The sequence below is a fragment of the Streptomyces sp. R41 genome (assembly GCF_041053055.1).
In the GTDB taxonomy this organism is placed as follows: Bacteria; Actinomycetota; Actinomycetes; order Streptomycetales; family Streptomycetaceae; genus Streptomyces.
Genome location: NZ_CP163443.1, coordinates 8,888,199 through 8,907,268, shown reverse-complemented (window position 1 = coordinate 8,907,268; position 19,070 = coordinate 8,888,199). Strand labels below are relative to the sequence as shown.

Annotated in this window: 18 protein-coding genes; 3 read left to right on the top strand and 15 right to left on the bottom strand. The window is 70.3% G+C overall.

All coding sequences use genetic code 11. From position 1 onward, the window contains the following. Positions 1-28 precede the first annotated feature (28 nt). The 11 genes from AB5J53_RS40325 to AB5J53_RS40275 form a co-directional block, all read right to left on the bottom strand. The gene (locus AB5J53_RS40325) at positions 29-1,630 is read right to left on the bottom strand and encodes a glycoside hydrolase family 13 protein (RefSeq protein WP_369250547.1); all 1,602 of its coding nucleotides are present in this window, start codon (positions 1,628-1,630) and stop codon (positions 29-31) included. A gap of 85 nt (positions 1,631-1,715) precedes the next feature. After that, positions 1,716-2,591 (bottom strand): carbohydrate ABC transporter permease, encoded by an 876-nt coding sequence (locus AB5J53_RS40320; protein ID WP_369250546.1) that lies wholly within the window; start codon positions 2,589-2,591, stop codon positions 1,716-1,718. After that, complete coding sequence (locus tag AB5J53_RS40315; protein WP_369250545.1) at positions 2,588-3,556, bottom strand: carbohydrate ABC transporter permease; 969 nt, start codon at positions 3,554-3,556, stop codon at positions 2,588-2,590. The genes AB5J53_RS40320 and AB5J53_RS40315 overlap by 4 nt, the downstream gene beginning before the upstream one ends. 8 nt (positions 3,557-3,564) lie before the next feature. Further along, the gene (locus tag AB5J53_RS40310; protein WP_369250544.1) at positions 3,565-4,917 is read right to left on the bottom strand and encodes an ABC transporter substrate-binding protein; all 1,353 of its coding nucleotides are present in this window, start codon (positions 4,915-4,917) and stop codon (positions 3,565-3,567) included. 163 nt (positions 4,918-5,080) lie between these two features. Beyond that, positions 5,081-6,079: a LacI family DNA-binding transcriptional regulator gene (locus tag AB5J53_RS40305; RefSeq protein WP_369250543.1), complete on the bottom strand. Its 999-nt coding sequence runs from the start codon at positions 6,077-6,079 to the stop codon at positions 5,081-5,083. A 52-nt stretch (positions 6,080-6,131) separates the two neighbouring features. After that, positions 6,132-6,821 carry a GntR family transcriptional regulator gene (locus tag AB5J53_RS40300; RefSeq protein ID WP_369250542.1) on the bottom strand — a complete coding sequence of 230 codons (690 nt, stop codon included), beginning with the start codon at positions 6,819-6,821 and terminating at the stop codon, positions 6,132-6,134. 60 nt (positions 6,822-6,881) lie between these two features. Next, complete coding sequence (locus tag AB5J53_RS40295; RefSeq protein ID WP_369250541.1) at positions 6,882-7,883, bottom strand: proline racemase family protein; 1,002 nt, start codon at positions 7,881-7,883, stop codon at positions 6,882-6,884. Between the two features lie 35 nt (positions 7,884-7,918). Continuing rightward, on the bottom strand, positions 7,919-8,818 hold the full coding sequence (locus AB5J53_RS40290; protein ID WP_369250540.1) for a dihydrodipicolinate synthase family protein: 900 nt from the start codon (positions 8,816-8,818) through the stop codon (positions 7,919-7,921). A 73-nt stretch (positions 8,819-8,891) separates the two neighbouring features. Next, positions 8,892-10,379: an FAD-dependent oxidoreductase gene (locus tag AB5J53_RS40285; protein WP_369250539.1), complete on the bottom strand. Its 1,488-nt coding sequence runs from the start codon at positions 10,377-10,379 to the stop codon at positions 8,892-8,894. Further along, on the bottom strand, positions 10,372-10,671 hold the full coding sequence (locus AB5J53_RS40280) for a (2Fe-2S)-binding protein (protein WP_369250538.1): 300 nt from the start codon (positions 10,669-10,671) through the stop codon (positions 10,372-10,374). Before AB5J53_RS40280 ends, AB5J53_RS40285 begins: the two co-directional genes overlap by 8 nt. Next, the gene (locus AB5J53_RS40275; protein ID WP_369250537.1) at positions 10,668-11,825 is read right to left on the bottom strand and encodes an NAD(P)/FAD-dependent oxidoreductase; all 1,158 of its coding nucleotides are present in this window, start codon (positions 11,823-11,825) and stop codon (positions 10,668-10,670) included. Before AB5J53_RS40275 ends, AB5J53_RS40280 begins: the two co-directional genes overlap by 4 nt. A gap of 113 nt (positions 11,826-11,938) precedes the next feature. Here AB5J53_RS40275 and AB5J53_RS40270 point away from each other — a divergent pair, with 113 nt between their 5' ends. Next, the gene (locus tag AB5J53_RS40270) at positions 11,939-13,348 is read left to right on the top strand and encodes an aminopeptidase P family protein (RefSeq protein WP_369250536.1); all 1,410 of its coding nucleotides are present in this window, start codon (positions 11,939-11,941) and stop codon (positions 13,346-13,348) included. 45 nt (positions 13,349-13,393) lie between these two features. Here AB5J53_RS40270 and AB5J53_RS40265 read toward each other — a convergent pair whose 3' ends face one another. From AB5J53_RS40265 to AB5J53_RS40250, 4 genes are read right to left on the bottom strand one after another with little or no spacing between them, the layout of a single operon-like run. Continuing rightward, positions 13,394-14,209: an ABC transporter permease gene (locus AB5J53_RS40265; protein WP_369250535.1), complete on the bottom strand. Its 816-nt coding sequence runs from the start codon at positions 14,207-14,209 to the stop codon at positions 13,394-13,396. 10 nt (positions 14,210-14,219) lie between these two features. Next, positions 14,220-15,110, bottom strand: a complete 891-nt coding sequence (locus tag AB5J53_RS40260; RefSeq protein ID WP_369250534.1) for an ABC transporter permease — start codon at positions 15,108-15,110, stop codon at positions 14,220-14,222. Between the two features lie 7 nt (positions 15,111-15,117). Next, on the bottom strand, positions 15,118-16,329 hold the full coding sequence (locus tag AB5J53_RS40255; RefSeq protein WP_369250533.1) for an ABC transporter substrate-binding protein: 1,212 nt from the start codon (positions 16,327-16,329) through the stop codon (positions 15,118-15,120). A 25-nt stretch (positions 16,330-16,354) separates the two neighbouring features. Then, complete coding sequence (locus tag AB5J53_RS40250; protein ID WP_369250532.1) at positions 16,355-17,392, bottom strand: ABC transporter ATP-binding protein; 1,038 nt, start codon at positions 17,390-17,392, stop codon at positions 16,355-16,357. A gap of 125 nt (positions 17,393-17,517) precedes the next feature. Here AB5J53_RS40250 and AB5J53_RS40245 point away from each other — a divergent pair, with 125 nt between their 5' ends. Both AB5J53_RS40245 and AB5J53_RS40240 read left to right on the top strand, forming a co-directional pair. Continuing rightward, complete coding sequence (locus tag AB5J53_RS40245; protein WP_369252773.1) at positions 17,518-18,324, top strand: FadR/GntR family transcriptional regulator; 807 nt, start codon at positions 17,518-17,520, stop codon at positions 18,322-18,324. Further along, positions 18,281-19,060 (top strand): cache domain-containing protein, encoded by a 780-nt coding sequence (locus AB5J53_RS40240; RefSeq protein WP_369250531.1) that lies wholly within the window; start codon positions 18,281-18,283, stop codon positions 19,058-19,060. The genes AB5J53_RS40245 and AB5J53_RS40240 overlap by 44 nt, the downstream gene beginning before the upstream one ends. Positions 19,061-19,070: the final 10 nt, after the last annotated feature.

Below are 19,070 nucleotides of genomic sequence, written 5' to 3'. Positions count from 1 at the left end.
GGGTCGGTGCGGCGGCCGGGCCGCGGTGTCAGGCGCGCAGCCAGGCCGCCGTGTCCTCAGGGAGCCTCCCCTCGGCGTCCAAGGGGCCGCTGGCGAGCAGGAGTCGGGAGTGCTCGGGGAGTTCGGCCGGGGTGTCGGAAAGGTTGACCGCGCAGCGCAGTCCGTCCGTGCGGGCGAAGGCGAGGACGCCGTCGGGGGCGGCCAGCCAGCTGAGCTGACCGTCGCCGAAGCCCGGCTCGGTGCGGCGGATGCGGAGCGCCTCGCGGTAGAGGCTGAGCATCGAGTCGGAGTCGTCGGCCTGGCGGTCGGCGGCGTACGCGGGCCAGTCGGCGGGCTGCGGAAGCCAGGGCTCGCCCCCGAATCCGGTGTGAGGCGCCTCGGCCGCCCAGGGCAGCGGAACCCGGCAGCCGTCGCGGCCCGGGTCCGTGCCACCGGACCGGAAGTGCATCGGGTCCTGGATGCTTCGGGGCGCCAACTCCACCTCGGGCAGGCCGAGTTCCTCGCCCTGGTAGACGTAGACGGAACCGGGCAGCGCGAGCGTGAGCAGAGCGGCGGCCCGCGCCCGGCGGGTGCCGAGGGAGAGGTCGGTCGGGGTGCCGAAGGCCTTCGTGGTGAAGTCGAAGCCGGTGTCGGTCCGGCCGTAGCGGGTGACCGTGCGGGTCACGTCGTGGTTGCACAGCACCCAGGTGGCGGGCGCGCCCACCGGCGCGTGCTCGGCGAGGGTCTCGTCGATCGACGTACGCAGCCGTCCGGCGTCCCAAGGGCAGGACAGGAAGGAGAAGTTGAAGGCGGTGTGCAGTTCGTCGGGGCGCAGATAGCGGGCGAAGCGCTCGGTGTCGGGGAGCCAGACCTCGCCGACGAAGATGCCGTCGTAGGCGTCGGCGACCGCGCGCCAGGAGCGGTAGATGTCGTGGAGTTCGTCGCGGTCCACGTACGGGTGCGGATCGCGCCCCTCGACGAAGTCGGGCAGGTCGGGGTCCTTGGCGAGCAGCGCGGCCGAGTCGATGCGGACGCCCGCGACTCCCCGCTCGAACCAGAAGCGCAGGACGTCCTCGTGCTCCTGGCGGACGGCCGGATGCGCCCAGTTGAGGTCGGGCTGCTCGGGGGTGAACAGGTGGAGGTACCAGTCGCCGTCGGGCAGCCGGGTCCAGACGGGTTCGGCGGAGCCGGCGAACTGGGACGGCCAGTCGTTGGGCGGGAGTTCGCCGTACGCGCCGCGTCCGGGACGGAAGTGGAAGAGCTCGCGCTCGGGGCCGCCGGCCAGGGCGGCCCGGAACCACGGGTGCTGGTCGGATACGTGGTTGGGCACGATGTCGACGAGGGTGCGGATGCCCAGCTCCCGTGCCTCGGCGATGAGTTTCTCCGCCTCGGCGAGCGTCCCGAAGGCCGGGTCGATCGCGCGGTAGTCGGCGACGTCGTAGCCGCCGTCGGCCATGGGCGAGAGGTACCAGGGGTTGAACCACAGGGCGTCCACGCCGAGTTCGGCGAGGTACGGGAGTTTGGCGCGGAGTCCCGCGAGGTCGCCGGTGCCGTCTCCGTCGCCGTCCGCGAAGCTGCGGACGTACACCTGGTAGATGACGGCGGAGCGCCACCATTCGCCCTGAGTGCGGGCAGGGGAAGGCTGTCCCACGGGTGTCTGCCTTTCACGTAGAGGAGGTGCCGTCAGCGGAGGGGGTGCCGTCGGCTGCGGGGTGTGCCGTCGGCCCTTCGAGCTGTCAGCCCTTGGTGCTGCCCGCGCTGATCCCGGCGATGATGTGCCGCTGGAAGACCAGGAACATCACGACCATGGGGATGCTCGCGATCACCATCGCGGCGATGAGCACGGTCAGCTGGATGTTCTGGGACAGCTGGACGAGTGCCACGCTGATGGGCTGCTTGTCGGTGTCGGAGAAGACCATCAACGGCCAGAGGAAGTCCTGCCAGACGGCCACCAGGGCGAAGATCGACACGACGCCGAGCACGGGCCGGGACATGGGCAGCACGATCGACCACAGCGTGCGCAGCCGTCCGGCGCCGTCGATCTCGGCGGCCTCCAGTACGTCGCGCGGGATCTGGTCGAAGAAGCGCTTGAGGAGATAGAGGTTGAAGGCGTTGGCCACGGCGGGCAGCCAGATGCCGAGCGGGTCGTTGAGCAGACTGGTGTGGATCAGCGGAAGGTCGGCGACCGTCAGGTACTTCGGGACCACCAACGCCTGCGCGGGGACCATCAGCGTGGCGAGGATGCCGCCGAGGATGACCTTGCCGAAGGCGGGCTTCAGCTTGGAGAGGGCGTACGCGGCGGCCGTGCAGAAGACGAGCTGGAGCATCCAGGCGCCGGTGGCCTGCACCACCGTGTTCCACAGGTGGGTGGGCAGGTCCATCAGGTCCCAGGCATCGGTGTAACCGCTGAGGCTCCAGTCCTGGGGCACCAGGGTCGGGGGTGTGCGCGAGACCTCGTCCGGCGACTTCATGGCGCCGGTGACCATCCAGTAGACGGGGAAGAGGAACGCGAGCGCGAAAAGCAGGACGACGCCCGTGAAGACGGTCCAGTAGAGAGCCTTGCCGCGGGGGCGGGCGAGCGCGAGCGGCGAAACCAGTGTGCGAGTACTCACGAGTCCTCTCCTCCGGATCGGGTCAGCCGCAGATAGAGCGCGGAGAAGGCGCTGAGCAGGACGAGCAGCATCACGCTGAGGGCGCAGGCGCCGCCGAAGTCGTTGTAGAGGAAGGCGTACTTGTAGATCAGGTACAGGACCGTCACGGTCGCGTTCTCGGGGCCGCCGCCGGTGATCACGAACGGCTCGGTGAAGACCTGCATGGTGGCGATGATCTGCAGCAGCATCAGCATGAGGATGATGAAGCGGGTCTGCGGGATCGTCACATGGCGGATGCGCTGCCAGATGTTCGCGCCGTCCAGCTCGGCCGCCTCGTACAGCTCTCCGGGGATGCTCTGCAGCGCGGCGAGGTAGATGAGGACGGTGCCGCCGAGGTTGGCCCAGGTGGCGACGATGACGAGCGAGACGAGGGCGGTGTCGGCGCCGTTGGACCAGTTCGAGGTGGGCAGGTGCAGGTAGCGCAGCGCCTCGTTGGCCAGGCCCGCGCCGGGATCGTAGAACCACTTCCACAGCAGGGCGCTGACCACCGGAGGGATCATCACCGGCAGATAGACCACGACTCTGAAGAAGGCCTTCGCATGCCTCAGTTCATTGAGCACCAGCGCCATCACGAAGGGGACGGCGAAGCCGATGAGCAGGGCGAGGAGCGTGAAGGTGAGCGTGTTGCGCCAGGCGGCGGTGAACTCCGGGTCGTGGAAGACGCGGGTGAAGTTCGCCGTGCCGACCCACTCGCCGCCGGAGCCGGGCGTGTACTTCTGGAAGGCGATCACGACCGCGCGGATCGCCGGGTACCAGGAGAACAGCGCGAAGCAGAGCAGGCCGCCTATGAGGAAGGCGTACGCGCGGGACTGGTCGGCCAGGCGTCGGCGCCATGGGCCCCCGGTCCGGCGCCCGGCCGGCCGCGGCACCTCCGGCGCGCCGAGGGCGGCCGGAGGGAGTGCTGCGGGCTTCGATGCGGTCTTCATGAACGGTGTCAGCCTCGGGCCAGGATGGAGTCGATCTTGCCGGACGCGTCCTTCAGGAGCTTGTCGATGTCGGCGTCCTTCTTGGTGAGCACCGCGGAGACGGCGCCGTCGAGGACCGAGTAGATCTGCTGCGCCTGCGACGGCTCGATCTTCATCTGCAGGCTGTGATTGCCGTCCAGGAAGGCCTGGTAGTTCTCCACGGGGACGTTGGCGTTGGCCTTCTTGACCTCCTGGTCCTTGGCGTCGGCGGCGCCGGTGAACAGGCGGGGCTCGGGCAGGCCGACGGGCGCGTCGTTCTGCTTGGCGCGGGCGTAGTCGCCGAGGAAGCCGTCGCCCGGCGTCAGGAACATGCTGTCGAGCCACTTGAGGCCGGCCTTGATCTGCTCCGGGCTGTCCTTCTTGTTGAACATGTAGCCGTCGCCGCCGATCAGCGTGCCCTTGCCGCCGGGCATGGGCGCGAGGGCGAGGTCCTTGTAGTTGCCGCCCTTCTCCTTGACGAGGATCGGGATGTTGTCCGGCGCGGAGAGATACATGCCGAGCTTGCCCGAGCCCATCATCTGCTGGACGTCGTTGATGACCAGGAGCTGCTTGCTGCCCATGGAGTTGTCGGTCCAGCGCATGTCCTTGAGGTTCTGCAGGACGGCCTTGCCCTCGGGGGTGTCGACGGTGGCCGTCTTGCCGTCGGCGCTGACCACGTCGCCGCCCTGCGAGTACATCTCGGCGGTGAAGTGCCAGCCGCCCTGGTTCTGCGCGCTGTAGTCCGCGTAGCCGACGGTGCCGCCGCCGAGCGCGGCGATCTTCTTGGCGTCCGCGCGCAGCTCCTCCCAGGTCGCCGGGGGCTTGTTCGGGTCGAGGCCGGCCTTCTCGAAGAGCTTCTTGTTGTAGATCAGGCCCATCGAGTAACCGGTGCGCGGGACTCCGTAGATCTTGCCGTCGACGGTGTAGATGTCGCGCAGTTGCTGCTGGATGGTGCTGTAGCTCTTGAGGTCCTTGACGTAACTGGTGATGTCGGCGGCCTGGTTGATGTCGACCACGTGCTTGGCGTCGGTGAAGTACGTGTAGAAGACGTCCTCCATCTGCCCGCCCGCGAGCTTGGCGTCGAACGTCTTGGGGTCCTGGCACGGGAACGCGTCGTGCGCGACGACGTCAATGGTCGGGTTGGCCTTCTCGAACGCCTTGATGTCGGCCTCGAAGAACGAACGGTCGACCTTGGCGCTCTTGGGCGGCATGCAGTTGACCGTGATGCGGGTCTTGCCACCCGCGGAGCCGTCGTCGCTGGAGCCGCAGGCCGTGATCGCGGTCAGCGCGAGGGCGGAGGCCATGAGCGTGGTGCTGGTGCGGCGGAACCCGGGACTTCTCATCGGTGGACCCCTCTTGGGCAGGCGCAGGGAAGGCCCACGGCGGCGCACCGGGCGGTGCGGCGTCCGTGTCTGGCGCCGCACACTCAAGCACCGGCGACAGGGGTCCGCAAGATGTCGCGCAGAGTCTGTAATTATTTGACAGCCACGTGGATCTGAGGTGGCTCTAGTGGCGAGGTGCTTGCGCGGTCGACCCGCGGACCACCAACTCCGGTTCGAAGAGCAGCTCCTCGGGGGTGACGCTGCTCCCGCCGATCTGAGCGTTCAGCAGCTCGACGGCCGCGCGCCCCATGGCCTCGATGGGCTGGCGGACCGTGGTCAGCGGGGGTTCGGTGCAGTTCATGAACGCCGAGTCGTCGTAGCCGACGACGGAGACCTCGCCCGGGACGGCAAGTCCCTTGCGCCGGGCGGCTCGTACGGCACCGAGCGCGAGCGGGTCACTGGCACAGATGATGCCGGTGACACCCCGGTCGAGCAGCCGGGTCGCGGCGGCCTGGCCACCCTCCAGCGAGAACATCGCCCGTGCGACATGCTCGTCGGGCAGGTCGGGGGCGAGCGCGCGCGCCGCGCTGAGCTTGCGCTGCGAAGGCATGTGATCGGCGGGCCCGAGGACGAGTCCGATGCGCTCGTGGCCGAGCGAGGCCAGATGGCGCCAGGCCTGCTCGACGGCCACGGCGTCGTCGCACGAGACGCACGGGAAGCCGAGGTGCTCGATGGCCGCGTTGACCAGCACCACCGGGATGTTGCGGTCCGCGAGCTGCCGGTAGTGGTCGTGCGGCGCGTCGGCCTGCGCGTACAGACCGCCCGCGAACACCACGCCGGAGACCTGCTGCTGGAGCAGCAGCTCCACATAGTCCGCCTCGGAGACGCCGCCCTTGGTCTGCGTGCACAGCACCGGGGTGAGGCCGAGCTGTGCGAGCGCCCCGCCGATGACTTCGGCGAACGCCGGGAAGATCGGGTTCTGCAGCTCGGGCAGTACGAGCCCCACGAGCCGCGCGCGTTCACCGCGCAGCTGCGTGGGCCTCTCGTAGCCGAGGACGTCGAGGGCGGAGAGCACCGCCTGCCGGGTGGAGGCGGAGACTCCGGGCTTGCCGTTCAGCACCCGGCTGACCGTGGCCTCGCTGACCCCGACCTTCTTCGCCACCTGAGCAAGTCGTCGCGTCATGTGCGCAAGAATAGCGCAAGAAATGCAAGCGGTTTGCGTAATGGAGAGACGGCTACCGGGCCGCCCACAGGCCGCGGACATGACCCAGGTGCCGGGTCATCACTTCCCGGACGGCCGCCGCGTCGCGGGCCATGAGCGCGTCGAGGAGTTCCAGGTGCTCTTCCGCGGAGGCCTCCAGGCGGCCCGCCTCGACCAGGGCGTTGAGACCGTAGAGGCGCGAGCGCTTCCGCAGGTCTCCGACGACCTCGACCAGATGGGCGTTGCCCGCGAGGGCGAGCAGGCCGAGGTGGAAGCGGATGTCCGCCTCGACGTACGCGATGAGGTCACCGGCCGCCGCCGCGGTCACGATCTCCCGGGCGGCCGGGCGCAGCGCCTCCAGCGAGACCAGGTCCGCGGTGGTGGCCAGCCCCACCACGGTGGGGACCTCGATGAGCGAACGGATGTGGGTGTACTCGTCGAGCTGCTTCTCGGAGACCGCGGTGACCCGGAAGCCCTTGTTGGGCACCGTGTCCACCAGACCCTCCTTGGCGAGGTCGAGCATGGCCTCGCGCACCGGCGTCGCGGAGACGCCGAAGCGGGCGGCGAGGGTGGGCGCGGAGTAGACCTCGCCGGGGCGCAGTTCACCGGCGATCAGCGCGGCCCGCAACGCGTCCGCGACGCGCTCGCGGTAGCTGCTCTTCTTGCCCCCGAGCGTGGGCAGAGCGGGAGCGGCGGAGGGTGCGCTGCTGCGCTGGGCGGCCATGGGGTGTCTCCTCGTACGGGCATATGCAATGTCACGCGCTACCAGTATCTCCTCAAGGTTCTAGAGGACGAATCCGGCCGGGAACGGGTCGGAGGGGTCCAGCAGATACTGGGCGGTGCCCGTCACCCAGGCACGGCCGGTGAAGCTGGGCAGCACGGCCGGGATTCCGGCGACCTCGGTGGTGCCGAGGAGCCGTCCGGTGAACCGGGTACCGATGAAGGACTCGTTCACGAACTCGGTGTGCAGCGGGAGTTCGCCGCGGGCGTGCAGCTGGGCCATGCGCGCGCTGGTGCCCGTACCGCAGGGTGAGCGGTCGAACCAGCCGGGGTGGATCGCCATCGCGTGCCGCGAATGGCGGGCGGTGGCGCCGGGCGCGTACAGGTGGACGTGGTGGCAGCCGCGGATCGACGGGTCCTCGGGGTGGACGGGCTCGTCCTCGGCGTTGATGGCGTCCATGAGCGACAGACCGGCCTTGAGGATGTCGTCCTTGCGGGCACGGTCGAAGGGCAGCCCGAACTGCTCCAGCGGCAGGATCGCGTAGAAGTTGCCGCCGTACGCGAGGTCGTACGTCACCGTCCGCCCGTCGGCGAGGGTGGCCTTGCGGTCGAGGCCGACGGCGAACGAAGGCACGTTCTTCAAGGTCACCGCCTTGGCGGCGCCGTCCTCGACCGCGACCTCGGCGACGACGAGGCCCGCCGGGGTGTCGAGCCGGATGGTGGTGACCGGCTCGACGACCTCGACCATGCCGGTCTCCACGAGCACCGTCGCGACACCGATGGTGCCGTGGCCGCACATCGGGAGATAGCCGGAGACCTCGATGTAGACGACGCCGTAGTCGCAGTCCGGGCGGGTGGGCGGCTGCAGGATGGCGCCGCTCATCGCCGAGTGGCCGCGCGGCTCGTTCATCAGGAGCTGCTTGATGTCGTCGCGGTGCTCACGGAAGTACAACCGCCGCTCGTTCATGGTCGCGCCCGGGATCGTGCCGATGCCTCCGGTGATCACCCGGGTGGGCATGCCCTCGGTGTGCGAGTCGACGGCGTGCAGGACGAGTTTGCTGCGCATGACGCTCCTGACTGATCGAGACGGGTGAGACGGGCTCAGGCGAGTCCGGCGGCGACAGCCCGCTCCGTGGCCTCGCGGACGGCAGCCTCCTGCTCCGGCAGCAGCGGAACGCGCGGCGGCCGGACCGGACCGCCGTGCCGACCGACGATGTCCATGGACAGCTTGATGGCCTGCACGAACTCGACCTTCGAGTCCCAGCGCAGCAGCGGGTGCAGCTGACGGTAGAGCTTGCCCGCCGTGTCGAGGTCGCCGGCGACGGCGGCGCGGTACAGCTCGACGCTCGCGCCGGGCAGCGCGTTCGGGTAGCCGGCCACCCAGCCCTTGGCGCCCGCGACGGCGAGCTCCAGCAGGACGTCGTCGGCGCCGATCAACAGGTCGAGTGCCGGGGCGAGTTCGGCGAGCCGGTAGGCGCGGCGCACATCGCCGGAGAACTCCTTGACCGCGTGGACGTACCCCTCACCGTGCAGCTTCGCGAGCAGCTCCGGGACCAGGTCGACCTTGGTGTCGATCGGGTTGTTGTACGCGACGATCGGGACGCCCGCCTTGGCGACCTCCTCGTAGTGGGCGAGGACGGAACGCTCGTCGGCGCGGTAGGCGTTCGGCGGCAGCAGCATCACGGACGCGCAGCCCGCGTCGCGTGCCTGCTCGGCCCAGCGGCGGGCCTCGGCCGATCCGTAGGCGGCGACACCGGGCATCACGCGCGCCCCGCCGATCGCGGCGACGGCCGTCTCGACGACCTTCGCGCGCTCCTCCGGGGTGAGGACCTGGTACTCGCCGAGCGAGCCGTTCGGTACGACGCCGTCGCAGCCGTTCTCGACCAGCCAGGCGCAGTGGTCGGCGAACTTGTCGTAGTCGACGGAGAGGTCGTCGTTCAGCGGGAGCGCGGTGGCGACGAGGACGCCGCGCCAGGGGCGGTTGTCAGGGGTAGTGGCCATGTGGGATCCCTCTCAATAGGGTGTGACATTTTACTGTGGGTAGAGGGGATCGGCGAGGGCCGCACCCCATGGTTCAGTCGCCTTCCGGATCGTCGGGACCTCGGGGCTCATCGGGGTCTTCTCCGGCTGCGGCGAGCACCCCGAGCGGCACCGGGCGGGCCAGCAGCCGCCGTGCCGACGTCTGCGCGCACCCGGCGAGCCCCGCGACCGCGGGCTCGCACATCCGGCCCTGGCACCAGCCCATCCCGGCGCGGGTGAGGAGCTTCACGGTCCGTACGTCACCCGCGCCGAGTTCGCCGACGGCCCGGCGGATCTCACCGCCGGTCACCTCCTCGCACCGGCACACGACGGTGTCGTCGGTGACCTGCTCGGTCCAGTGCGCGGGGGGCGCGTACACGGTGTCGAGGGCGGCGAAGAACTCCCGCATTCTCGTACGGGACTTGGCGACCGCGGCCCACTCGCGCGGGTCGGGTTCCGCGCCGGCGAGCCGGGCGGCGACGGAGCGGCCCGCGATGTGCCCCTCGGCGAGCGACAGCGCCGAGCCGCCGATGCCGGTGGTCTCGCCCGCGGCCCAGACGCCGGGCACATCGGTCCGCTGCTCCTCGTCGACGTGCACGTTCAGCCCGTCGATGCGGCAGCCGAGCGACTCGGCGAGGTCGGTGTGCGGCAGCATGCCGTGCCCGACGGCGAGTGTGTCGCAGGCGATGCGCCGCTCGGTGCCGGGCCTTGCCCGCCCGTCGCTGTCGAGCGCGGCGATGGTCACGGCTTCGAGCCGCGCCTCGCCGTGCGCCTCGACGAGGGTGTGACGTGCCATCACTTTGACGCGGTGCCGGACGAGTTGAGCCGCGTACTGGGCACCCTCGGCGACCTTGCCGGGCTGAGCGGCCAACGCCCGTGTCCTTCGCAGGAACGCCTTCGGATCGCGTGTCCTTGGCGGGAGCGGGTTCGGATCGCGCGTCGCCCGCCAGAACGCGTTCGGATCGGCCGACTCGACGAGCGCGGCGACGTCGACCCCGGCCGCGGCGAGCCCGGTCGCCACAGGCAGCAGCAACGGCCCGGTCCCGGCCACGACGGCGGTCCGCCCCGGCACGACGAGGCTCCCCTTGAGCATGGCCTGGGCTCCACCGGCGGTCACGACACCGGGGAGGGTCCAGCCGGGGAACGGCAGCACCTTCTCGTACCCACCGGTGGCAAGGAGCACGGCCTCGGCGTGGACGGTGGCCGGGCGCTCCTGCTCCGGACCGAGCAGCGCGTGTACGGCAAAGCGCCCGGACTGCCGTTCCACGCACCACACATGATGATCCGTCAGGTGCTCGATCCTGCCCGCTCTCACATGCCCGGCGAGTCCCCTCGCCAGCCGGTCCCAGGTGTGCCACTGGTGATGGAGCGCCTGCGGCCGGCGCGCGCCGAGCCCGGGCGCGGGCCCGCGGTAGAACTGCCCGCCCGCCGCCGAGCCCGAGTCGATCAGTGTGACGCGGATGCCCCGTGCGGCCGCCGCCAGGGACGCGGCGAGCCCCGCCGGGCCCGCGCCGATCACCGCGAGGTGCGGTCGGTCAGTCATCGTGGCCCGTGCCTTCCTGCGTCCGGATCGTGTCGCCCGGCCGCACCGGCACCAGGCAAGCCCGTTGGTTGGGGCGGTCGTTGACGGTCACGAGGCAGTCGAAGCAGACGCCGATGCCGCAGAAGACGCCGCGCGGACGGCCCGCGCCACGGGTGCTGCGCCAGGAGGTGACGCCCGCGGTCCACAGCGCGGCGGCGACGGTCTGGCCGGGCAGTGCCTCGATGTCGCGGCCGTCGAGGGTGACGGTGAACCCGGGTCCCGGCTGGGCCCGGACCAGTTCCAGGGGATTCACGCGGCCTCCTGCGGGAAGCGGTCGGGCCGGAACGGCGCGAGGTCGAGGTCGGGGGTCTTGTCGCTCAGGAGCTGCGCGAGCAAATGGCCAGTACCGGTGGCGAGCCCGATGCCCGCGCCCTCGTGCCCGCAGGCGTGAAAGAGCCCGGGCACCCGGGGATCGGGGCCGATCGCGGGCAGGTGGTCGGGCATGTACGGCCGGAAGCCCAGGTACGTACGCAGGGCACGCACCTCCGACAGGAACGGGAAGAGTCGCGTCGCACCCGCGGCCAGCGCCCGCAGGACCGGCAGCGAGAACGACCGGTCGAAGCCGACCCGCTCCCGGCTCGCCCCGATCAGGATCGGCCCCGCGGCCGTGCCCTCGACGACGGGCGACGTCTGGAGCGCTGCCGAGTCACTGGCCACGTCGGCGACGTAATCCGCGGCGTACACCTTGTGGCGCACCAGGCGCGGCAGTGGCTCGGTCACGAGGACGAATCCGCGGCGGGGCAGGACGGGCAGGGAGACTCCGGCCAGCGCGGCCACCGCCGAGCCCCACGTACCGGCCGCGTTCACGACGGCCGGGGCATGGATGTCGCCCCGGTCGGTCCGCACGCCGAGGACCGTTCCGTCCGGCGTGCGCAGCACCTCGGTCACGGTCCGCCCGGTCAGCAGCCGCGCCCCCGACGCCCGCACCAGATGTGCGGCGGCCAGGGCGGGCATCACCTGGGCGTCCTGCGGATAGTGCACGGCGCCCGCGAGCCCGGGCGCCAACTGCGGTTCCAGGTCGTGGAGTTGGTCCGCCGTGACCGGCACGGCCAAGACTCCGGCCGCGCGTTGCCCCGCCGCGAAGGTCTCCAGTGCGGTCAGCCCCTCGGGCGTGGCGGCCACGACGACGCCGCCCTTGGCCTCGTACTCGATCGCCGGTCCGAGCCCCGCCTCCCCCGCGAGGTCGGCCCACAGGCGCCCCGAGAGCAGGGCGAGGTCGAGCTCGGGCCCGGGCTCCTTGTCGGAGACGAGCAGGTTCCCCTCGCCCGCGCCGGTCGTTCCGCCGGCCACCGGACCGCGGTCCACCAGGGCGACGTCGAGGCCCGCCCGAGCCGCGTACAGGGCGCAGGCCGCGCCCACCATTCCGGCCCCGACGACCACGACATCGCAGGTAAATGCCTTGCTCACATCAGTACTATGTCACATGCTTCTCTAGCCTGGAACAGGTCGACGACACACGCGGACGACATGGTCGGACGACTTCGGACGACACACACAGACGCATATAAGGGGTGCCTGACGTGGCCAAGGGCCGAAAGAACGGGCTGTACCGAGGAATCTCCGGCGAGTTGTCCGCCCTGATGCGCACGGGCTGGGCCGACACCGAGCAGCGAGATCTGCAAGCGACCGAGCAGGCGCCCTACGCGGCCCGGCGCCGCGCGGCGCTCTCCGCTCTCTTCCCGGGCGAGCGGCTCGTCATCCCCTCCGGGAGCCTCAAGACCCGCTCGAACGACACCCACTACCCGTTCCGCCCGTACTCCGGCTATGTCCATCTGACGGGCGATCAAGCCAGGGACGGCGCCCTGGTGCTGGAGCCCCGCGCGGACAGCGGCCACGACGCGCACTGCTATCAGCTCCCCCGCGACAGCCGGGACAGCGACGAGTTCTGGACCGGCATGACGGCCGAGCTGTGGATGGGCCGACGCCGCTCCCTCGCCGAGTCGGAGCGGGTGCTCGGACTGCCCTGCCGTGACATCCGTACGATCGCCGAGGACCTCAAGGACACCGGCGTACCGACCCGAGTCGTACGCGGCCACGACCCCGTCATCGAAGCGGCGCTGGCCACGGACGAGGAGCGGGACGCCGGGTTCGAGGAGGCCGTCTCGGGGCTGCGGCTGGTGAAGGACGCCTGGGAGATCGGCGAGATGCGCCGGGCGGTGGACGCCACGGTCCGCGGATTCATCGATGTCGTACGGGAGTTGTCGCAGGCGGTCGCCACCTCGGAGCGCTGGATCGAGGGCACCTTCTTCCGCCGCGCCCGCGTCGAGGGCAACGACGTCGGCTACGGCTCCATCTGCGCGGCCGGCGAGCACGCCACGATCATGCACTGGATGCAGAACGACGGCCCGGTCCGCCCGGGCGAACTGCTCCTGCTGGACGCGGGCGTCGAGACCCGCACCCTCTACACCGCCGACGTCACCCGCACGCTCCCGATCAGCGGCATGTTCACGCCGCTCCAGCGCGAGATCTACGACGCGGTGTACGAGGCCCAGGAGGCCGGCATGGCCGCGGTGCGGCCCGGCGCCCGCTACCGCGACTTCCACGAGGCCGCCCAGCGCTCGATGACCGAACGGCTCGTGGAGTGGGGCTTCATCGAGGGCCCGGCCGAGCGGGCGTACGAACTGGGTCTGCAGCGCCGCTTCACCATGGCGGGCACCGGGCACATGCTCGGGCTCGACGTCCACGACTGCGCCAGGGCCCGCAACGAGGAGTATGTCGACGGGGTGCTGAAGCCGGGCATGGTCCTCACCGTCGAACCGGGCCTCTACTTCCAGGCGGACGATCTGACGGTGCCCGAGGAATGGCGCGGCATCGGCGTCCGGATCGAGGACGACCTCCTCGTCACGGCGGACGGCCACGAGAACCTGTCGGCCGGGCTGCCCCGCTCGTCCGACGAGGTCGAGGCCTGGATGCGGGAGTTCGCCGGTTAGCGGGGCCCGGCGGACGTCTGAGTTCCCGGTTGGCGGGGCCCGGCGCTAGATCCTGCTCTCGGTCGCCGTGTCGGCGGACAGTCGCTGCGCCACGTAGATCGGAACCACCGAGAGCAGGACGAGCACCGCCGCCACGACGTTCACGACCGGTGCCTGCTGGGGCCGTGTCATGTTGTTGAAGATCCAGATCGGCAGGGTCTCGACACCGGGCCCGGCCGTGAACGTCGTCACCACGATCTCGTCGAAGGAGAGCGCGAAGGCGAGCAGTCCGCCCGCCAGCAGCGCGGAGCGCACCAGCGGGAAGGTGATGTCGACGAAGGCCCGGAAGGTGTCCGCGCCCAGGTCCATCGCCGCTTCCTCGTACGAGCCGGACGTACGGCGCAGCCGCGCGACGACGTTGTTGAAGACGACGACGATGCAGAACGTGGCGTGGCCGACGATCACGGTGAACAGGCCGAGGCCGACGCCGAGCGGCTCGAGGACCGTGCTGAACGCCGAGTTGAGGGCGATGCCCGTGACGATGCCGGGCAGCGCGATCGGCAGGACGACCACGAAGGAGATGGCGTCGCGGCCGAAGAAGCGGTGCCGGGCGACCGCGAAGGCGATCAGCGTGCCCAGTATCAGGGCTATGGCCGTGGCGCCGAGCCCCGCCTTGACCGAGACCCACAGGGCCGCGCGGGCGCCCTCGTTCTCCCAGGCGACCGACCACCAGTGGAAGGTGAGTCCCGGCGGCGGCCAGCTCGCGCTGCGGTCCGGGTTGAAGGAGTTGACCAGGACGAGCGCGAGCGGAACGTAGATGACGGCGAAGCCGAGCCCGGCGGCGACGCGCAGCGCGATGCGCGCGGAACGGGAGAGTTGCACAGCGGGCTCCTCAGAGGCTGCTCAGGGCGCCCGTGCGGCGCATCGCGAGCAGGTACAGCACGATGACGACGACGGGGACCGTGCCGAGCGCGGCGGCCATGGGCAGGTTCAGTTCGATGTTGGAGTAGACGAGGTTGCCGATGAGCTGGGTCTTGCCGCCGACGATCTGCACGGTGATGTAGTCGCCGAGGCTGAGCGAGAAGGTGAAGACCGAGCCGGCGGCCACGGACGGCAGGACCATCGGCAGCACCACGGAGCGGAAGGTGCGTCCGGGGCGCCCGCCCAGGTCCGCCGACGCGTCGAGCAGGTTGGCGGGCAGCTGTTCCAGGGCCGTGTGGATCGGCAGGATCATGTACGGCAGCCAGAGGTACGTCAGCGCGATGACCGCGGCGAACAGTCCGAACCCGGGTCCGCTCATCCCGAAGGGCTTCAGCATCCAGTCGGCGAGCCCTCCCTGAGAGAGGATCAGCCGCCAGGCGTACACCTTGACGAGGTAACTCGCCCACAGCGGTGTGAGGATGGCGACCACGAGCAGCGGGCGCCACCTGGGCTTGGCGATACGGGCCGTGTAGAAGGCGACCGGGAAGGCGATCACCGCGCACAGGACGGTGACCGCGAGCGCCACGCCGATGCTGCGCAGGATCACCTGGCGGAAGACGGGCGTGGTGAACAGGGCGTGGAAGTTGTCGGTCGACCAGACCTTCACCACCTCGGAGGTGAAGGAGTCGGTCGTCCAGAACGCCGAGACGAACAGCACGGTCAGCGAGCCGAGGTAGAGCACGGCCAGCCAGAGCAGCGGCGCGGTGAGCAGGAGGGACAGCCGCAGCCGGGGGTGTCGGTGCAGGGTCCCGGCGAGCCGCCGGACGGGGGAGCGTCCGGCGGTCTGCGCGGTGGTCGTCATCGGAGTCTCAGCCCTTGATCTCGGTCCAGGCCTGGACCCACTTGGCGTACGGCACGCACTTGACGTCGGTGCGGCCGTCGAGGCACTGCTCGATGGGCGTGTTCCAGAAGGCGATGTTCTTCCAGTAGCTCTCGTCGGCGGCGTGGAAGGTGTCGCAGAAGGACTTGTCGCTGGTCTCGTCGCACGCCTTGGAGTTCGCCGGGGCCTCACCGAAGTACTCGGCGACCTGGGCGTTCACCTTCGGCGAGATGATCCAGTCCATCCACTTGTAGGCGCAGTTGGGGTGCTTGGCCTTGGCGGAGATCATCCAGGTGTCCGACCAGCCCGTGGAGCCCTCCTTGGGCACGAAGGCCTTCACCTTGGCGCCCTCGTCCTGCGCGAGGTTGGCGATGACCTGCCAGGTGGTGCCGACCACGGAGTCACCGCTCTTGAAGGCGGAGATCTCCTTGAGGTAGTCGCTCCAGTACTCCCCCACGTTCGCGCTCTGCTTCTTCAGCAGCGCGACGGCCGCGTCGAACTGCTTCTGGTCCAGCGCGTAGGGGTCCTTGATCTTCAACTCCGGCTTGGTCGCCCTGAGATACAGCGCCGCGTCGGCGATGTAGATCGGCGAGTCGTACGCGGTGACGTGACCCTTGTACTTGCCCGCGTCGTCGAAGACGGCGGACCAGGAGGTGGGGGCGGGCGTGACCTTCTGGGTGTTGTACATCAGCAGGTTGGCGCCGCGGCCGTGCGGGATGCCGTACATCTGGCCGTCGACGGAGTTCCAGGCCCCGTCCTTGAGGCCGCTGAAGACGTCCTTGTAGTTGGGTACGAGGCCGGTGTTGACCGGGGCCGCGTCGCCGGAGGCGATGAGACGCAGGGAGGCGTCGCCGGAGGCGGAGACGGCGTCGTACTGGCCGGTCTTCATCAGCTTGACCATCTCGTCGGAGCTGGCCGCGACCTTGGAGTTGACCTGACAGCCGGTCTGCTTCTCGAAGTCGCTGACCCAGTCGACCTTGGGGTCGTTGGAGCCGTCCTCGACATATCCGGCCCAGGCGATGAGGTTGACCTGGCCCTCGGTCTTGCCGAGCTTGGACTGCGCCTTCAGGTCGGGCGGGTTGAGCCCGGTCGACGAGGAGGAGCCGCCCGAGTCGGACGATCCACAGGCGGTGGCCGCGACGAGCACCGCGACGGCGGCGGCGGCCTTGAAGGTTCGGGTGAGGCGCACGACGTACTCCATACGTGATGGGGACTGAGCGTGGGGGTCAGCGGGGGTCGGGGACCTTGAAGGTGTGGCGGCGGTGCCACTGGAGCCGGACTCGGGTGCCGCGGTAGGCGGCGACGTCCTCGGAGGAGGTCTCCAGGTTCTGCTGGAGCGCGGTGAGACGCCCTCCCGCGTCGAGGTCCACGAGGAAACGGGTGGCGTCCCCGAGATAGACGACCTCGGCGACGGTGCCGGTGGCGGTGGAGTGCTCCGGCTCGTCGGCCTCGGCGGACTCCTTGAGGACCCGGATCTTCTCGGGCCTGATGCTGTAGGTGCCCGGGGCGCCGACGACCTGCCGCGCGGACTGGCCTTCGAGCAGGTTGGAGGTGCCGACGAAGCCCGCGACGAAGGGGGTGGCGGGACGTTCGTAGATCTCGGCCGGGGTGCCCACCTGTTCGATGCGGCCCTGGTTGAAGACGGCGATGCGGTCGCTCATCGTCAGCGCCTCCTCCTGGTCGTGGGTGACGAAGACGAAGGTGATGCCGACCTCGCGCTGGATCGCCTTGAGCTCGACCTGCATCTGCTCGCGCAGCTTGAGGTCGAGGGCGCCGAGCGGTTCGTCGAGCAGCAGCACGCGGGGGCGGCCGACGAGGGCGCGGGCCAGCGCGACGCGCTGGCGCTGACCTCCGGAGAGCTGGCCGGGGCGCCGCCTGCCGAACCCTTCGAGGCGTACGTCGGCGAGCGCCTTGCGCGCCCGCACCAGCCGCTCGGCCTTGGGCACCTTGCGGACCTTGAGGCCGTAGGCGACGTTCTGCTCCACGCTCATGTGCGGGAAGAGCGCGTAGTCCTGGAAGACGGTGTGCACATCCCTCTCGAAGGGGGCGAGCCCGGTGACCTCCTGACCGGCCAGCTCGATCCGCCCGGCGGCGGGGCTCTCGAACCCCGCGATCATGCGCAGGACAGTCGTCTTTCCGGAGCCGGACGGGCCGAGCATCGAGAAGAACTCGCCGTCGGATATCTCCAGGTCGATCCCCGCCACCGCGGTCGTCTCGCCGAACGACTTCCGCAGATCCTGCAGCCGGATCGCGCTTCCCTCCATGGACGGGAACCTTTCTGGTGCACTCTTACGTTGACCGGAAAGATATGAAGTCATAGTTCAAAGCTCAAGACCCCCTTAAGGTAAAGGTTGAGTCATCGCACAAGGTGGTAACCGTGAAGCAACAGATGGACGGCGGCGCCCGGAGGGCGATCTTCACTCCGCTGGACAACCGGGCGCGAGTGGAGACGGTCGTCCGCAGGCTCGGCGATGCCATCGAGCTCGGACTGCTCGCGGACGGGGAGCAACTGCCCGGTGAGATGGAGCTGGCCGGACAGCTCGGCGTGTCGACGGTGACCCTGCGCGAAGCGCTGATGGCGCTGCGGCAGCAGGGTCTGGTGACCACCCGCAGAGGGCGCGGCGGCGGCAGCTTCGTGTCCCTCCCCGAGGTCCCCGGCGAGGAGCGGCTCAAGGCCCGGCTGGCCGGCTGGAGCACCGAGGAGCTACGCGATCTGGGCGACCACTGGGCCGCGGTGTCGGGCGTGGCCGCGCGGCTGGCGGCACAGCGCACGGAACCGGACGATCTTCAGCAGCTGCGACGCACCGTTGAGGAGTTGGCGTCCGCCGAGGACGCGGCGGCGCGCAGCCGGGTCTACGGCCGGTTTCATGTCGAGCTCGCCGCGGCGGCGCAGTCCGCCCGGCTGACCCGGGAACAGGTCGCGCTGCAGACCGAGGTGGGGGCGCTGCTGTGTCTCGTGCTCGGGGACGACGAATATCGTGAAGAAGTCGCAGACCGTCACCGCTCCGTAATCTCGGCGGTGCAAGATGGGGCCCACGATTCGGCCAGAGCGCTGGCCGAGCGGTGCGTCCAGGACTCGACGGCGCGGCTCATCGCCCTCCGCCTCGCGATGCCGCGCACCGTGTCCGGTCCCCGTCCGCTGGAGGGCACCCATGAGCAGGAGCCCCGGCCCCCTCGGCGCCACGGCGACGCTTGACGCGACACCGGAGGCGGCCGTCGCCGCCCAGGTCCGCTCCACGCTGGAGGCCGTGTTCGACGCGGTCGCCGAGACCCGGGCCGATACGGCGACCCTGCTCACCCGGGTCGCCGCGCAGGGCCGTCGCCCCGCGAGCGTGGATCTGGCCGCACTGCGCCCCGGGCTCCATCTCCGGCTCGCCCGGCAGGAGTTGGTGTCGGGCGTGGGGTTCGTCGCGGCGCCCGGGCTGCTCGGTGACGTACCTGCGTGGCTGGAGTGGTGGCAGCAGGGCTCCGACGGGGACGTACGACCGCTGTTGCTCGACCTCGATCCGCGGCACTCCGCGTACTCCGACTACACGCACTGGGACTGGTTCGCCCTCCCCCGCGACACGGGGCAGCGCGCGGTCGCCGGGCCCTACGTCGACTACCTCTGCTCCGACGAGTACAGCCTGACGCTGTCCGCGCCCGTCCAGACCGAGGGCCGGTTCGTGGGGGTCGCCGCGGCCGACGTGTATCTGCGGCATTTCGAGGCGGCGGTCGTCCCGCTGCTGCAACGGCTGCCGGGCGCCGCCCACTTGGTGAACGCGCGCGGGCGGGTGGCCGCGTCCGCCGATCCCGCGCATCTGGCCGGATCACTCACCAAGGGCCCGGACTTCGGTGCCGTACTGGCGGCGGCGCGGAGCGCGCGCTTCGAGGGGATGCGGCTGGTTCCGTGCGACGGCGTGCCGCTGGTGCTCGTGGTGCCGGCCGACTGAACCTCGTGGG

Excerpts from the sequence above, each read along its gene's own strand:
- AB5J53_RS40315 (WP_369250545.1), bottom strand. The coding sequence starts at position 3,556 with ATGAAGACCGCATCGAAGCCCGCAGCACTCCCTCCGGCCGCCCTCGGC.
- AB5J53_RS40310 (WP_369250544.1), bottom strand. The coding sequence starts at position 4,917 with ATGAGAAGTCCCGGGTTCCGCCGCACCAGCACCACGCTCATGGCCTCC.
- AB5J53_RS40305 (WP_369250543.1), bottom strand. The coding sequence starts at position 6,079 with ATGACGCGACGACTTGCTCAGGTGGCGAAGAAGGTCGGGGTCAGCGAG.
- AB5J53_RS40300 (WP_369250542.1), bottom strand. The coding sequence starts at position 6,821 with ATGGCCGCCCAGCGCAGCAGCGCACCCTCCGCCGCTCCCGCTCTGCCC.
- AB5J53_RS40295 (WP_369250541.1), bottom strand. The coding sequence starts at position 7,883 with ATGCGCAGCAAACTCGTCCTGCACGCCGTCGACTCGCACACCGAGGGC.
- AB5J53_RS40290 (WP_369250540.1), bottom strand. The coding sequence starts at position 8,818 with ATGGCCACTACCCCTGACAACCGCCCCTGGCGCGGCGTCCTCGTCGCC.
- AB5J53_RS40285 (WP_369250539.1), bottom strand. The coding sequence starts at position 10,379 with ATGACTGACCGACCGCACCTCGCGGTGATCGGCGCGGGCCCGGCGGGG.
- AB5J53_RS40260 (WP_369250534.1), bottom strand. The coding sequence starts at position 15,110 with ATGACGACCACCGCGCAGACCGCCGGACGCTCCCCCGTCCGGCGGCTC.
- AB5J53_RS40255 (WP_369250533.1), bottom strand. The coding sequence starts at position 16,329 with ATGGAGTACGTCGTGCGCCTCACCCGAACCTTCAAGGCCGCCGCCGCC.
- AB5J53_RS40250 (WP_369250532.1), bottom strand. The coding sequence starts at position 17,392 with ATGGAGGGAAGCGCGATCCGGCTGCAGGATCTGCGGAAGTCGTTCGGC.
- AB5J53_RS40245 (WP_369252773.1), top strand. The coding sequence starts at position 17,518 with ATGGACGGCGGCGCCCGGAGGGCGATCTTCACTCCGCTGGACAACCGG.
- AB5J53_RS40240 (WP_369250531.1), top strand. The coding sequence starts at position 18,281 with ATGAGCAGGAGCCCCGGCCCCCTCGGCGCCACGGCGACGCTTGACGCG.